The sequence below is a fragment of the Cypionkella sinensis genome (genome assembly GCF_042646385.1).
Classification (GTDB): Bacteria; Pseudomonadota; Alphaproteobacteria; order Rhodobacterales; family Rhodobacteraceae; genus Cypionkella; species Cypionkella sinensis.
Genome location: NZ_JBHRTO010000002.1, coordinates 851,516 through 866,622 on the forward strand (window position 1 = coordinate 851,516; position 15,107 = coordinate 866,622).

Here is a 15,107-nt window from a genome sequence, read left to right on the forward strand (position 1 = left end):
CCCTACTGCCCCCTTCCGCACTCTGCGCGGGAAGCCCGGTCATGCGCGCATGATGCAGGGCTTTGATCAAGGCTGGGTGGCCCTGTCAGACCGTGGCTTGTTGGCCCCTGCCGCGCCCGATGCGCTGTTGCATCAAGGATTGTTCGTGATGGAGCTGGCGCTGCCGTTGCAGAACGTCGGCCTGCTGCTGGATCACCAATCCAATGCCGGTTGGCCGCGCACCTTCGCCATCTTCCACGATCCAGCCATGGGCATCGTCATCCTGCACCGCCAGGGCAAAGAGGTTGCCCGCCATGTGCTGCCAGCCCCCCTGCCGCAGGGCAAAGGCACGGCGCGGCTGTCTTTCCACTTCGATGCTCCCGCCCGAAATTGGCGGCTGACGTTTGAACTCTTGGGCAGCGATCCCCCCGTTGCCCTCACGGCGACTGGCCAGAACCCGCTGCCGATCCCGCTCAGCGATCTGCAATCACTTTGCACCCGCCCGCGCCCCACAGGCCCGGTGCTGTGGTTTGGCCTGACCGAAGGCGCTGCCCCGCCCGGTGCCGCGCCATGGATCGGCCTGCGCACGCCGGTGGAAACCAGCCTCGGCCCGGTGCTGGCGGGTCATCTCAAACCCGGCGACATGCTGCTGACTGCAGATCATGGTCCACTGCCCCTGCGGGCAGCCCACCGCCTTGCCCTGCCCGCGCGCGGCAGCTTTGCCCCGGTTTTGCTGCGCGCACCGTTCTATGCCCAAACTCAGGATCTTCTGGTCTCTGCCGATCAACTGCTGGCAATCTCTGGCCCCGAGGTGGAATATCTGTTCGGCACCGATGCCGTTTTGATGCCTGCCGGAGCCTTGGTGGATGGCCGCACTGCTCTGTCTGACCAACGCCGCGCCATCACCGGATCGGTGGCGCTTGATCTCGGCAGACCGGCGCTGATCGAGGCAAATGGCAGCCTTTTGGCCATCGGCCAAGACCCCGCCAGCGATCTACCGCTGCGCTGCCTGCAAACCTACGAAGTGCTGACCCTGATGATGTTGCTGGGCCGGAGCCCGCGCCGCGCCGCCTGACGCCGCGCGCCTATAGCTTCAGTGCGACCCTCCGAGGACGGTAGAACAGCAATAGCCCCTTGCAACTCCGCACCTCGGCCAGTTCTGTATTGGCGGCAAATGACCCATGCGCGCCATGCGATTTAGTCAGCCTCTTTTGCGACGATAACCGCGGAGCATGAGTAAGGCGAATGCGATATGGCATAAGAACCTGCCCGAAAAAGGTGCACTGTCTAAACTAACTACCAAAATGCGGCTGTAATGTGGCGCTGGCCATTGTGCTGACGCAATAAGCTGGAAACCGCCACAATGCGCACCGCCATCGTGAGCCAGCAGGGGTTGGTAACTCAGTCGAAAAACGGCGTCATCTGCGCCACAACGACGGAGTTCTCGGCCAAAGCGCGCGCCATCAAATCACGCTCCTCGCCGTCAATCTCATCGCCCGCCGCCAGACGCTCCTCCAGCGTGCCGTAGCCCGACACGTCCAACGGCGCGAGATCGGCCTGCTTCAGGATCGCCACGGTTTCGCGCACCGCCTCGGCCTCATCCACGCCACTGGCATAGATCAACAGCGCCGCCCCGGTGGCCTTGTCGGGCAAACCATCGCCGGGCTTGCGCCCGACTTCGACGGTCAGCGTATAGACCTGCTGCTTGCTGCCTTCTGACATCGGATCAATCCCGCAGCAATTCGTTGATGCTGGTCTTGCTGCGGGTCTGCGCATCGACCTTCTTAACGATCACTGCACAATAAAGGTTGATACCGTTCTTCGAGGGCATCGACCCCGCCACCACGACCGACCCCGCCGGAACCTCGCCATACATCACCGCACCCGTCTCACGATCCACGATCTTGGTCGATTGACCGATGAACACGCCCATCCCCAGCACCGAACCTTCGCGGACGATGCAGCCCTCAACCACCTCGGACCGCGCGCCGATAAAGCAGTTGTCCTCGATGATCGTCGGGCCGGCCTGCATCGGCTCCAGCACGCCGCCAATGCCGACGCCGCCCGACAGATGCACATTCTTGCCGATCTGCGCGCAGGAACCGACCGTGGCCCAGCCATCCACCATCGCGCCCTCATCGACATAAGCGCCGATGTTGACGAAAGACGGCATCAGCACCACGCCCTTGGCGATATAGGCCGAGCGGCGCACGATGCTGCCCGGAACCGCGCGGAAGCCTGCCTTGCGCCAGTCGGCTTCGGTCCAGCCCTGAAACTTCGACGGCACCTTGTCCCACCAGTTCGAGCCGCCGTTGGAGCCCGAAATCTCATACATATCGGTCAGGCGGAACGACAGCAGCACCGCCTTCTTCGCCCATTGGTTGACATGCCAATCGTTGCCACGCTTTTCCGCCACCCGCAGCGTGCCACTGTCCAGCGCCGCCAAGGTTGCTTCGATAGCATCGCGCGCTTCGCCCTTGGTGGTGGTCGAGATGCTGTCGCGTGCCTCCCAGGCAGCTTCAATCGCAGTTTCCAACGCGGCATAGCTCATGGCAATCTCCTCAAGGCTTTGCAGCCCTATAGCGAGGCCCGCCCCGCCATGCAATCGCTTGGGCGGCATCACACCCACCAGCGGCGACGGCCACAAAGCCAAATGCCGCCCGCCCCAATTCCGGGGGCAGGCGGCACAGGCAAACCATCCGTCGGTTACTTCACCGCGCCAATCGACCAGAACAGCGTCTCACCCGAGCTGTCATCAACACCGTCGTTGTCGGTCACAACCCAACCTGTGCCCGCCGCATCAATCGCAAAGCCTTCGATCTTGTCGACGTTGTAGCCCTTCAACACGCCCAGATCGGGCAGCAGATCGTGCACCAGTTCCTTTTTCACCACCGGCAGCGCACCACCCAATGCAGCCGGGGCCAGATCGCCCAGCGCCACACGATACAACTTCTTCGTCACCGCCTTGTCGGCGATCTGATTATCGCGCTCGACGATATAGGCCCAATCGCCATGCACTGTGATTTCCGACAACCCCATCCATGCACCCTCAGCGGGCGCGTCCAGCGGGTAATGCACCGCACCCCAGGTTTCATCCTTGGTGTTAAAGGCCAGCAGCTTGACCATGCCTTTCGGATCGTCCTTCCACTCGCGCTGCACCGCCATCCACAGGGTATCACCGACCAGCGCGATACCCTCAAAGCCATAGCGGGTTTCCTGCGCCAGCAGTTCCGCAGGCAGCGCGATCTCCTGATCAATCGCGCCCTCGGCATCCACATGGTAAATCGCATGCGGCACCAGTTTGTCGCTGCGCCCTTCCGAGGCCAGCCAGAACCCGCCTGCGCCATCCACCGCGATACCTTCCAGATCCAGCTTTTGTGCCGCATCGCCCCCGCGCGTCACCACCATCGCGCCGGTGATCTTCGCCGGAGTCTGCGTGGCATCAATGCTGTAGATCGTAGGTGCCGCCGCATACACGCTGTCCGACACGGCATAAAGTTTGCCCGCGTCCTTCGGATCTGCCGCCAGACCCGACAAAGCGCCCCAGCCGATCAGCGGATCAGACCCAGCCGAGGTGAGCATCGGATAGGCCGCGGGCCCTTCCGCCAGTTGGTAAATCATCACATGCGCAGGCGCACCGCCATCTTCGCGCAGATCAACCTCATTCGCCGAAACCAGCAGGCCGCGCTGCGGAATAGCCACCATGCCTTCGGGCGAAATCCCCGACGGCAGCAGTTGCTTCAACATCGGCGCTTTCGGGTCGGTCAGATCATAGACCCCGATCACCGAACCCCGTTCCGAGGCCACAAATGCCATCGGCGTGCTGCCAAACGTCGCCACTTCCACCGATTCCAGCTCAACCCCCTTGGTCTTGCTGCGGTGTTCCGGGTAATGCCCGATCTCGGCAATCGCACGTTCCAGGCTCGGCCCACTGTCATAGACAACTGCGCCATCACGATTGAAAATCGTCCAACTGCGCGAGCCGCCCTTGTAGTCCCCCTCATTCGCCACCGCGAAATGATCGGTGTCGATCCACTTCACGCCATCCGGTTCCCGCAATGCGCCCTCGCGCTTGCCCGTAAAGTTCAGCTTGCCGTCTTTCTTGGTATCAATGCCGTCCAGATCGACCGCGCCCGCGCTGAAATGCCCCGAAACCTTGCCATCCGCGCCGATCAGCACGATCTCGTTGTTCTCTTGCAGGGTCAGAACGATCTCACCTGCCGCATTGATGTCCAGAAACTCCGGCTCAGGATCTTCGCCCGCAACACCCGCCAGCCCGGTCATTTCAATCTTCTGCAACGCGGCGCAATCGACCACACCATCCTTCACCGGCAGCTTCACCACATAGCCCGCAGGCATTTGTGGGATCGCGCCGTTGTTCACATCTTCGTCGCGCTCATTCTCGATCGCAATCGCCAGAAACGAGCCATCGTTCGCCGCCGCCACCGAATCCGGCTGCCCGCCGAGTTCACATTCCGCCACCACAGCCTTGGTCGCCAGATCGACGCTGACCAGCTTGCCCGAAGTGTTCACATAATCCTTCGAGGTATTCACCGCCGCAAACGCCGTGCCGCCGATGATCTTGGCCGTCGTCGGCTCGCCCCCCATCGCGATATTGCCCAAAGGCTTCGGTGCCGCCGGGTCCGTGATATCAATGAGCCCGATCACCCCCAGCGGGCTGTCGGTGTAAACCAGCGTCATGCCATCTTCCGAGGCCGAAATGATCTCGGCACTGCTCGCCCGCGCCAGATCTTCACCCGCCGCCATGTTCAACGGCGTGGCAAAGCTGGCAATGCGGTTGAAGTTTTGCTCAGCCAGCGCAGGCAGGGCCGCACAGATCGCCAAAGCAGAGGTCAGGCCAGAGATTGGAAAACGCATCGGGGCATCCTTGGTCAGATAAAATCAGACCCAGCCATGCCCGCCCCGGATGACACACAGACGACACCCCCATGACAGTTTTACAACGCCCGCTCAGGCCCGCCGATGCGTCGCCGCCACCCGTGCCACCTCCTCGTAAATCCCGGTCAACACATTCAACACCCGCGCCGCCTCGGCCAACCGCGTCGAGAACCCTGGCAGATTGCCCAGTTCCGCCAGCAGCAACCGCCGCCGCAAAGCGCCGTAATCATCCGTCACCCGCCGCCCCTCGCCCGTCACCTCATAAGTCACCCCAGACCGCCCTGCGCCCCTTCGCACCACCAGCCCGGCGCCAATCAGCTTGCGCAGCGAATACTGGATGTTCGGCACATCATCCCGGTTCGCCAGCCGCGCCAGTTCCTTGATGCTTTTCGGGCGGTCGTGCATTCGAATGATGTGCAACAGCGCATTCTCTGGCCCCGAGGCGGGCATCTCGCACACCCCCGCCAGACATTCCGACTGCCACCGCCCGAATCCCTCAAACGCCCGCATCAGCGCGAATTCCAGCTCGGTCACTTCGACCTCAACCGCCGTTTCCGCCAGATGCCAACGGTAATCCAGCGCGTCGCCCGCACTATCATTTTGAGTTTGAACCGTTTTTTCCGCCATCACCCCAGCCCCTTGCCTAAGCCACATCCTTAGCCTGCAAACCCATTGACGCAATGCGAATATACGATAGACTTTCAATCATAAAATATAACATAAATCCTAACAGGGAGCCGACCATGACCACCAACCCGATGCTCTCGGGCGACCGCTTTCGCTTGGGTACGTTTTCTTCCAACTGTTCCTCGGGCATGACCCCCACCAAAATCGCCGAACGGTGGGACAATTCCTGGGACAACAACCTGACCCTCGCCAGAATGCTGGATGATGCAGGGATAGACTTCATGCTGCCTATCGCCCGCTGGATCGGCTACGGCGGCGAGACCGATTTCCACGGCAACGTGCTGGAAACCATGACCTGGGCCGCTGGCCTTCTCGCGGCCACCAAGAATATCGCGGTGTTTGCCACCATCCACACCGTCGCCAACCATCCGGCAGTGACAGCCAAACAGATCGCCACCATCGACCAGATCGGCCATGGCCGCGCAGGGCTGAACATCGTCGCGGGCTGGAACAAACCGGAATACGAAGCCCTCGGCCTGACCCTGCCGGATGATCACGAAACCCGCTACGCCTATGCGCAGGAATGGTTCGATCTGGTGCGCAAGCTTTGGGCGTCGAAAGAGCATTTCGACTGGAACGGCACCTATTTCAAAACCAAGCGGAGCAAGGGCGATCCCGCCCCGCTGCGGGGTTCCGTGCCGATCATCAACGCCGCAGGCTCACCACAAGGCCGTGCCTTTGCCACCGACAACGCCGATTTCCTGTTCACCCCGGCGATTGACCTGTCGCGCTCTGTCACGGAAATCGCCGACCTCAAGGCGCAGGCCAAGGCCAAGGGCCGCAAGATTGACGTGCTGACCTTCTCTCATGTCATCTGCCGCCCCTCGCGGGATGAGGCCGAAGCCTTCCTGCACCACACCGCCGTCGCCAACACCGACACCGCAGCGGTGGACAATCTGGTGAACCTGCAGTTCGCCCATGCCCACAGCTTCCCGCATGATCTGCTGGCGCAGATCAAGCACCTGTTCGCCATGGGCCACGGCGGCTTCCCCCTCGTCGGCACCCCCGATGATGTGGCCGAGGGCATCCTGAAACTGCATGCCACCGGATTTGCCGGAACAACGCTTTCCTTTGTGGATTATGTCAAGGAATTCCCCTATTTCCGCGACAACGTGCTGCCAAAACTGCAAGAGGCGGGCATCCGCTGACAGCAGCGCCGATCCCTTCGGCATCGCCCCCAAGGCGGTGCCGCCCAAACCGCGAGTGCCTGATGTCCGAACCTACCCCCAAGCACTTCCGCGACGCCATGCGCGCCTTCGTCGGCAACTGTAGCCTGATCACCACCGGCATGGGCGAGGCCGCCACGGGTCTGATCGTCACCTCTGCCATCTCGCTTTCCGCCGAACCGCCCTTGCTGCTGGCCTGCGTCAACCGCGCCTCCTCCAGTTGGCCGGTGCTGAAAGAGACCGGCATTTTCGGCTGGTCCAGCCTCGGGGCCGCGCATCAAGCGGTGGCCGAGCGGTTCTCCGGCTTCGGCGGCACAAAAGGCGCCGCACGTTACGAAGGTGCCGAATGGGAAACCGCTGTAACCGGCGCACGCCTGCTGAAAGGCGCTCCCGCCGCCTTTGATTGCAGCATCGAGGAAATGATCGATCGCGGCACCCATTCCATCCTGATCGGCCGCGTCCAAGCCATCCGCACCACACCCGGCGCAGGCGCGTTGATCTACTGGAACGGCGGCTACCGCACGCTGACGGACTGATCGGCACGGCGGCGCTATACGTTTTCTGCGCATTCCCCGCCCAAGCCAACACCGCCGCAGAAAGCGGGGCGCAGCGCAATGCGCCTCAGTTCCAGCGATGCGCATCGAAAACTTGTTGGGGACATAAGAACTGACCCAAGCCAGCGACCGAAACTGTCCGTGGGCAGGAGTTGGGCGCAAAGTCGGTTTGGAGCCCATTGCGGGCGGTTGCAAGGTTCCCATAAACTTGTGGGATTAAGTGACTTTATAGGGTTTCAATGACAAATTCGGTCCCTCAGCCTCGGGTTAAGCTGTCTAAGCTCCGCGATATTGGCTGGAACCTGTGGGACCCAATAGGTCTGTTGGGATCTGGAAGATGGAGCGACGAAGCAAATCAAGGGTTTGCGGATGAGTATGATAGATATCTGATTTCCGCCGCATCTCAGCTAAGGGAGGGCGAACCGCACAATCAAGTCGTCAGTTACCTTGTTCACGTCGAGTCCGATTACGTGGGGCTTGGCGAACGTCCCACATCACGCGAACGAGCTGAAGCAGTCGTGGCAGCGATACTCGCAGATGACCGTATTTGGACTTGGCCTGATGAAAAGGGAAGGTTCGCCCAGAACGACTGACCGCTATGTCCCGCATAGCAGACCCTCGCGACCGAGGCATCGTATCGCGTCGGATGCGGTCAGGTCCACCACAGCCTTCCCAAACCTTACCAGCGCCTTGTTCGCCGCCAGAGCGCAACCGCCCGCCCTGCACCCGATAAAGCGCATGGCCACCCCCTCCGAAATCGCCCAAGCCGCCGTGTTCTTGCTGTCAGACCTTACCAGTTTTGAAACCGGGGCAGTCAGTGCCGTCGATGTTGGCAGACGGTGCGGCGGCCGTAAGCCTGTGGCTTGTCAGCCTGCTGCATGGCACTCACAGGCGTTGCGGGCTTTGGGCCAAAAGTTAACATTTCGTGAACAACACCCCGTAACCCATTGATAATTTATAACCGCATTTCGGGTCCACGCGTGGACACCCTAAACCGCCGCCCTTCCCAACCCCAACAAAACCCGCTACCCCTGCCCTCTACACCCCCCAATCAAGGCCGCCAAATGTCCGACGAAGCCCGCCCCCACCCGTTTCGCGATTCCGTGCAGGACGTGGCGGCAACCAAGCGCCTGCCCGATACCCCGCAGACCCGCTCCCCCGCCTACAAGCTGGCCTTCGCCGATCAGGCTTTCCTGATGCGGGAAGATCTGCGGCCTGTTCGGCTGCAACTGGAGCTTTTGAAACCGCAGTTGATGATGGATGAGTTGGGCATCAAATCCACCGTGGTGCTGTTCGGTGGGGCGCGCATTCCTGATCCTGTCAACAAATCCGCCGCTAAAACTCCGATGTTGGCCGAGCTTACCAAATACTATGCCGAGGCCCGCAACTTTGCCCGCATCATCACCGAGCGGAGCCTGCAATCTTATGGGCATGAAGACGTGATCTGCACGGGTGGTGGGCCTGGGGTGATGGAGGCGGGGAACCGGGGGGCGGATGATGCGGGGGGGCAGTCGATCGGGTTGAACATCGTGCTGCCGCACGAGCAGGCACCGAACCAGTATGTGACGCCGGAACTTTCCTTCAACTTCCATTATTTCGCGATCCGAAAGATGCATTTCCTGATGCGGGCGCGGGCGATTTGTGTGTTTCCGGGCGGGTTTGGCACGCTGGATGAGATGTTTGAAAGTCTGACCCTGATCCAGACCGGCCGGATGAAACCGATCCCGTTCCTGCTGTTCGGCCAGTCTTTCTGGGAGCGGTTGATTGACTGGGATATGCTGGCCGAAGCAGGGGTGATTTCGGCTGCCGATCTGAAGCTGTTCCAGTTTGTTGAGACGGCAGAAGAGGCCGTGGCTGCGATGGATAACTGGGGGAACGAATAGACGAAAATTGGACGGTCCCAACTCGGGACCTTTTTTTATTATTTTATATCAATGCGTTGACCTAGGCGATTTAATCATTTGTTAACACTCCGGCGCTTTGCCATCTGGCTGGCTGCCTGGCATTTGTTCCGACAAACGGGTTGACCAAGCTTGCCACGCATCGCAAGATTCCCCAGCAGGTAGCCCGGTTCTGGGCCTTGGGCGCGCCATTGCCGCCGTTTTGCCTGACGACAAAGGGAGTGCCTATGCGGCCCTATAACAACCGGGCTTGGTTGCTGTTGCTGCCCGCGCTCGCCTTACTTGGCGTGGTGGGCGCGTTGCCGCTTATGGCCGTGATAAACTATGGTTTTCACGATATTTTCTCTCTGACCGACGTGCATTGGGTGGGGCTTGATTGGTTTACCGATATTCTACAATCGCAACGGTTTCTGGCATCGCTGGGCCGAAGCCTGCTGTTCTCGGCGCTTGCGTTGACCATTCAGGTGCCCTTGGGCATTGCGGTGGCGCTTTTGCTGTTGACCTATGGACGGTGGGCGGTCTGGGGGCTGATGCTCTGTGCGCTGCCGCTTGTGGTGCCGTGGAACATGATCCCCATCCTTTGGCTGGGGTTGATCAACCCGGATACCGGATTGTTGGGGCATGGGCTGGCGGCAATCGGTTTTGACTACAAATTCACCGCTTTGCACACTTGGATGCTGCTTTTGGTGATGGACACCTGGCATTGGCTGGGATTGGTGGTTGTGCTGGCCTATGCAGGACTTTCGACCATTCCGACCGCCTACCGTCAGGCCGCCCGCATCGACGGCGCTTCACGCAGCGCAGTGTTTCGGCACATCGAGTTGCCTCGGATTGCCGGAGGCTTGGCCATCGTGTTTCTGCTGCGGTTCGTCGACAGCCTCATGATCCATACCGAAGCTTTTGCCATCAACGCGGGCGGGCCAAGCGATGCGACCCGTTTTCTGTCGATTGAGCTGGGCGAAGAGATCAAAAGCTTTTCTTACGGGCAGGCTGCTGCGCGCGCGACACTTTACTTTGTGATGGTCGTTAGCGTCGTCTGTGCCTTTGTGATGATCACCCGACGGCCAGAGGCCGAAGCATGATCCGCGCGCTGGCTTTGCTCGCTTTGGCGGCGTTCATCCTGTTGCCGTTGACGCAAGCGTTGATCCTCAGCTTTACCGTAACCCTGCCAAAAGACGGCCTGCCCGAAGGCACGGTTGGCCTGATGAATTACAGCGATGTGCTGGCGACGCCTGCGTTGCGCGCGGCCATCGGAAATTCGATCATTTATGTGCTGCTGAATGTGGCGCTGTGTATCGCGGTGGCTTTGCCCGCCGCCTATGCTTTGGCGCGCTATCGGTTTCTGGGGGATCGGCATTTCTTGCTGATGATCCTGGTGTTTCGGGTCACGCCGCCGGTGGTGCTGTCGCTGCCGATTTTCATTCTGTTTGCCAAACTGGGCCTAGTGAACTCGCCGGTTGGCATCGCTTTGGTGCATTGTCTGTTCAATCTGCCGGTGGCGATCTGGATTCTGGAAAGCTTTATCCGGGGGGTGCCGCCCGAGTTTGACGAGACGGCGTTTCTGGATGGTCACTCTGGCCGTTCGTTTTTCTTTCGCCATCTTATTCCGGCGATTGCACCCGGCATCGGCGTAGCCGCGTTTTTCTGCTTTATCTTTTCGTGGGTTGAGGTGGTTTTCGCGCGCATTCTGACCGTGACGGATGGCAAGCCGATTACGATGGCGATCAATGCGATGTTCGGCTTTCAGACCGATATGGGGATGGTCATGGCGATGACCTGCCTGTCGCTACTGCCCGGTGTGGCGATGATCTGGTTTGTCAGGAACCATATCGCACGCGGGTTTGCGCTGCGCGCTTGATGCGGTTGCGCGCATGCTAGATTTCGGCCTGCGCAGGATCATGGCGCCGCTGACGCCCACTATTCACAGCGGTTTGACGCAGCTGCGCAGCGCGTGGCTGGTCGTCTGCCCCGCTTCGGTGCTAGGCTGAGGCAATCACGCAAAGGTCACACCATGAATCACGTTGCACCCAAGTTTTCCCCCGCGTTCCGGTTGGCTATTGCGGCGATGTTTTCGGCGCTGATGCTTCCGCAAACGGTGCTGGCGGGGTGCAGTGACAGCCCGGAGGCAGCGATGGATTGGACAGGCTGCTCGAAAGAGCGGTTGATGCTGAACGGCAAGGATATGACCGCGGGCGTTTTCGAGAACGCTTTTCTGTCGGGCACCGGGTTTGATGGTGCCTTGATGGCCGGGGCCAATCTGGAACGCAGCGAGTTGGTGCGCAGTTCATTCGTTGGGGCCGATCTGACTGGCGCGGATCTGGAGAAATCGCTGGCCAGCCGGTCAAACTTCAGTCAGGCCAAGTTGCGCGATGCAACTTTGGTGAAGGCCGAATTTTTGCGGGTCAGCTTTGCGGGGGCCGATCTGACGAATGCGGACCTTAGCGGTGGCGACTTTTACCGCAACGATTTCAGCAATGCGCAGCTGAGTGGTGCAAACATGCACGATGCGATCATGCCGCGCACGGTGTTTACCGGGGCCACAATGACGGGCGCCAATCTGGCGGGCGCGTTTTTGCTGCGGACCCATTTTGAAAATGTAGACCTGTCGGGTGTGACCGGGCTTGAGCAAGAGCAACTGAACGAGGCTTGCGGCGATGCGCAAACCATTCTGCCCGCGGGTTTGACTGTGCCGAAAGATTGGCCCTGCGCGGACGAATAGCGGCTGAGGCTTACGGCAGTTCGAGATAGCGTTGCAGTTCCCAAGGCGTGACTTGGCGCAGGTAATCGGCGGCCTCGAAGCGGCTGGCTTCGACCATGTGATCGACAAAGGCTGTGCCGAAGAGGCTGCGCGCGGTGTCGCTGGCTTCAAGGCGTTGGGCGGCTTCGATCAGATCGCGCGGAAAGCGCTGTTCGGGTGTGGGGGTGACAGAATAGGCGCTGGCTTGCAGGGCCGGGGGCGGTTCGATTGCGTGTTCGATCCCCCAAAGACCTGCGGCGAGGCACATGGCCATGGTGGCATGTGGGTTGGTGTCGGCCGAGGGCACGCGGTATTCGATCCGCGTTGCCTCGGGGCTGTCATTGATGATGCGCACGGCGGCGGTGCGGTTCTGCACGCCCCAGCTTGCCCAAGTGGGCGCCCAAGCCCCCGGCACCATCCGCTTGTAGGCGTTGACCCGGTGGGCGGTCAGCAAGAGAAGTTCGGGCATCAACCGGATCAGGCCGCCAAGGAAATGCCGTCCCTTATGCGACAACCCGTCGGGTGCCGTGGGGTCGGCAAAGACCGGGTTGCCGGCGCTGTCTTGCAGCGAGATGTGGAAATGCCCTGATTGCCCGGACAAGCTTGGATCAAGCTTGGACATGAACACCGCTGTCAGATCGCGCCGGGCAAAAAACGCCTTGGCGAAGTTCTTGAAAAGCGCGGCATCATCGGCGGCGCGGATGCCCGAAACGGCAGCCAAGGGGGCTTCGAAACAACCCGGCCCCAGTTCGGTATGCAGGCTGTCCAGCCCGATCCCCAGCCGGTTCATCGTGGCGCGCAGATCGTCGAACATCTCGCCATAAGCCGCGGCCGATTGCAGCGAATAGGTGCGGTTGGCCTTGGCGAAGTGGTTGAGGTTGCGCCAGCCTTTCGCCCGCAATGTGTCAGCGGTTTCGTCTAGCAAGAAAAACTCGAACTCGAAGGCTGCGGTGACGTGCAAGTCCATCTCGGCCGCCCGCGCGATCTGGCGGAGTGCCTGATTGCGTGGCGATTTCTGGCCGAAATCCCCGGTGAAATCGGCAATCGCCACCCCGGCATTTGGCCCGAACGGCCATTGGCGCAGCGTGTCGGGAAAAATCTGCGCGGGCAGGTCTATATAGGGGCGATCCGCCTGCCATGTGCGCTCGGCGCTGTCCCAGGCGTGGATGACCTCGCAAAACGCATAACCTTTTTCCGCCAATTTCACCGCCTTGGCGGCATCGACCATCTTGTGACGAAACTCGCTGTTCAGATCGAACAGGCCAAGGTGGATGTCCTTGTAACCTGCGTCAGCCACGGCTTGAGAGAAGGTCGTGTCGGTCATGGCGGTATCCTCGGTTGTCGTGCTTTCAGGCGATTTGAGGTCGCGGCTTATTCCGGGTCAGCCAGAAAAACATAGATCTTGCGGGTATGCTCCACGATCTCCCACGTGCCCTTCCAGCCGCGCGGCAGCATGATCGCATCGCCCGGCCCCAAGGTGCGGCGGGTGCCGTCCAGTTGGGTCATCACGATCTTGCCTTGCAGGAAATAGCAGAACTCTGCCGCAGCGCTGCGGTCGGCGGTGAACTGGCCGGGGGTGCATTCCCATAGACCAATGTCCAGCGCGCCATCGGGCGAGGTCCAGAGCGAGGTCGCGGCCTCTTGCTGGCCGGGGTTCAACGTGGTCGGCTTGTCTGCCAAAGCGCCGAGGTCGATCCCCGACAGTTGCGTGAAGACGGATAGGTCAATCATTGGGTTTCCTGCGAGAAAGTGGGCGGCCTTTGTGAAGGCCGCGTAAGTCATCAGCGTTTGGCTCAGCGCCCAGTCAGCCGATTGGCGAGTTTGGCTAGCCGCGAGGTGGTTTTGCCGCCCGATGCGGCCTCGTTGCGGTCGGCCATGTGATAAAGCCGATACATGCCGTGGACGCCCAGCCAGCGGAAGGGCTCTACCTCCCATTTGCGGGGCTGGCGGTTCACCCAAGGCAGGTCGGTGCGCTCGGTTTTACGGTCCAGCACCAGATCGGCCAGCGTTTGACCTGAGAAGTTTGAGGTCGAAACGCCAAGGCCAACATAGCCCCCCGCCCAGCCGATGCCCGTCTGCGGGTCTAGCCCTGCCGTCGCGCACCAGTCGCGCGGCACACCCAGCACCCCGCACCAAGCATGATCCAGCTTTAGCGCCTTGGTCTGCGGCAGCATCCGGTAGAGGATGGCTTTCAGCTTTTCGATGGTCTCGGGCTGGGTCTGGCCGCGGTCGTCGGTCTTGGAGCCGAAGCGGTAGGGCACGCCGCGCCCGCCCATGGCGATGCGGTTGCCGCGCGTGCGCTGCGCATAGCAATAGGCGTGGGACGCATCCGCCAGAAGCTGCGAGCCATCCCAGCCGATCTCGCGCCAGATTTCATCCGGGACAGGCTCGGTCACGACGATGGCGCTGTTCATCGGAATCCACTGGCGTTCGTTGCCGGGGATGCCATGGGTAAAGCCCTCGGTGGCGCGGACGATGCGCTTGGCCTTGACCGTGCCGCGGGTAGTGGTGACGCGGCCTTTCTCGATGCCGGTCACAGCGGTTTGTTCATAGATTTTCACGCCCTTGCGCTCGACCACTTCGGCGAGACCGCGCACCAGTTTGGCGGGCTGGACACGGGCGACATTGTGGCGGACCAGCGCGCCTTGGGCGTTGGCGACGCGGATGCGCGATGCGGCCTCTGGCCCGTCGATCAACTCCAGCCGCGTGGTGGGCACCTGCCAGGACATTGCCTCGTCATAGCCTTCGCGCAGGCGCTCCATCTGGGCGGGACTTTGGGCGAAGGTCAGGCAGTCGGTCATCAGGAAATCGCAGTCGATCCCCTCTTTTTCCGTCACGCGCTGCACCTCTTCGACGGTGCTGCGCAACTGGCGTTCCCATTCGATGATGCCTTCGCGCGTGCCCGAGGAGAGGTATTTCTCGCGGCTCCAGCCAAATTCGCCGGAACACCAGCCGCCGTTCCGGCCAGAGGCGCCGAAGCCTGCAAATTCCTTTTCGACGATGGCGATGGAGATGCCGGGTTCGGCCTCTTTCAGGTAATAGGCGGTCCAGAGGCCGGTGAAACCTGCGCCGACGATGCAAACATCCACCTCGATATTGCCGGGCAATGGGGCGCGGTAGCCGGGCACTCCGCCGATATCGGCATACCAGAAGGAAACCTCGCCGTTCTTTTTCACATCCATGA

General features: G+C 61.0%; 15 protein-coding genes. 8 read left to right on the forward strand and 7 right to left on the reverse strand.

Going from position 1 to position 15,107, the window contains the following annotated elements; translation table 11 throughout:
- Positions 1-52: 52 nt before the first annotated feature.
- The gene (locus tag ACFOGH_RS19280; RefSeq protein ID WP_380074804.1) at positions 53-1,054 is read left to right on the forward strand and encodes a Hint domain-containing protein; all 1,002 of its coding nucleotides are present in this window, start codon (positions 53-55) and stop codon (positions 1,052-1,054) included.
- 326 nt (positions 1,055-1,380) lie between these two features.
- On the opposite strand, the gene ACFOGH_RS19285 is transcribed toward ACFOGH_RS19280, so the two are convergent.
- From ACFOGH_RS19285 to ACFOGH_RS19300, 4 genes are all read right to left on the reverse strand, one after another.
- A complete protein-coding gene (locus ACFOGH_RS19285; RefSeq protein ID WP_380074805.1) occupies positions 1,381-1,701 on the reverse strand; it encodes a hypothetical protein in 321 nt (106 codons plus the stop codon).
- A 4-nt stretch (positions 1,702-1,705) separates the two neighbouring features.
- The gene (gene dapD / locus ACFOGH_RS19290; RefSeq protein ID WP_380074806.1) at positions 1,706-2,530 is read right to left on the reverse strand and encodes a 2,3,4,5-tetrahydropyridine-2,6-dicarboxylate N-succinyltransferase; all 825 of its coding nucleotides are present in this window, start codon (positions 2,528-2,530) and stop codon (positions 1,706-1,708) included.
- A 155-nt stretch (positions 2,531-2,685) separates the two neighbouring features.
- Positions 2,686-4,857, reverse strand: a complete 2,172-nt coding sequence (locus tag ACFOGH_RS19295) for an esterase-like activity of phytase family protein (RefSeq protein ID WP_380074807.1) — start codon at positions 4,855-4,857, stop codon at positions 2,686-2,688.
- A gap of 93 nt (positions 4,858-4,950) precedes the next feature.
- The gene (locus ACFOGH_RS19300; protein WP_380074808.1) at positions 4,951-5,505 is read right to left on the reverse strand and encodes a winged helix DNA-binding protein; all 555 of its coding nucleotides are present in this window, start codon (positions 5,503-5,505) and stop codon (positions 4,951-4,953) included.
- A 116-nt stretch (positions 5,506-5,621) separates the two neighbouring features.
- Here ACFOGH_RS19300 and ACFOGH_RS19305 point away from each other — a divergent pair, with 116 nt between their 5' ends.
- From ACFOGH_RS19305 to ACFOGH_RS19335, 7 genes are all read left to right on the forward strand, one after another.
- Positions 5,622-6,713, forward strand: coding sequence for an LLM class flavin-dependent oxidoreductase (locus tag ACFOGH_RS19305; protein ID WP_380074809.1), 1,092 nt, complete (start codon positions 5,622-5,624; stop codon positions 6,711-6,713).
- A 62-nt stretch (positions 6,714-6,775) separates the two neighbouring features.
- A complete protein-coding gene (locus ACFOGH_RS19310; protein WP_380074810.1) occupies positions 6,776-7,267 on the forward strand; it encodes a flavin reductase family protein in 492 nt (163 codons plus the stop codon).
- Between the two features lie 579 nt (positions 7,268-7,846).
- Positions 7,847-8,236, forward strand: a complete 390-nt coding sequence (locus tag ACFOGH_RS19315; protein ID WP_380074912.1) for an SDR family oxidoreductase — start codon at positions 7,847-7,849, stop codon at positions 8,234-8,236.
- A gap of 113 nt (positions 8,237-8,349) precedes the next feature.
- A complete protein-coding gene (locus tag ACFOGH_RS19320; protein WP_380074811.1) occupies positions 8,350-9,168 on the forward strand; it encodes an LOG family protein in 819 nt (272 codons plus the stop codon).
- 245 nt (positions 9,169-9,413) lie between these two features.
- Entirely contained in the window at positions 9,414-10,268 is an 855-nt protein-coding gene (locus ACFOGH_RS19325) for a carbohydrate ABC transporter permease (protein ID WP_380074812.1), read from the forward strand.
- Positions 10,265-11,044, forward strand: coding sequence for a carbohydrate ABC transporter permease (locus ACFOGH_RS19330; protein ID WP_380074813.1), 780 nt, complete (start codon positions 10,265-10,267; stop codon positions 11,042-11,044). Before ACFOGH_RS19325 ends, ACFOGH_RS19330 begins: the two co-directional genes overlap by 4 nt.
- Before the next feature lie 153 nt (positions 11,045-11,197).
- Positions 11,198-11,905, forward strand: a complete 708-nt coding sequence (locus ACFOGH_RS19335; protein WP_380074814.1) for a pentapeptide repeat-containing protein — start codon at positions 11,198-11,200, stop codon at positions 11,903-11,905.
- 10 nt (positions 11,906-11,915) lie between these two features.
- Here the strand turns inward: ACFOGH_RS19335 and ACFOGH_RS19340 are convergent, their stop codons facing one another.
- The 3 genes from ACFOGH_RS19340 to ACFOGH_RS19350 all read right to left on the reverse strand — a co-directional run bounded on the left by ACFOGH_RS19340 (position 11,916) and on the right by ACFOGH_RS19350 (position 15,105).
- Positions 11,916-13,247: a glutamine synthetase family protein gene (locus ACFOGH_RS19340; RefSeq protein ID WP_380074815.1), complete on the reverse strand. Its 1,332-nt coding sequence runs from the start codon at positions 13,245-13,247 to the stop codon at positions 11,916-11,918.
- A 47-nt stretch (positions 13,248-13,294) separates the two neighbouring features.
- Positions 13,295-13,654 carry a cupin domain-containing protein gene (locus ACFOGH_RS19345; protein ID WP_380074816.1) on the reverse strand — a complete coding sequence of 120 codons (360 nt, stop codon included), beginning with the start codon at positions 13,652-13,654 and terminating at the stop codon, positions 13,295-13,297.
- A 62-nt stretch (positions 13,655-13,716) separates the two neighbouring features.
- Complete coding sequence (locus ACFOGH_RS19350; RefSeq protein ID WP_380074817.1) at positions 13,717-15,105, reverse strand: NAD(P)/FAD-dependent oxidoreductase; 1,389 nt, start codon at positions 15,103-15,105, stop codon at positions 13,717-13,719.
- Between the last annotated feature and the right edge of the window lie 2 nt (positions 15,106-15,107).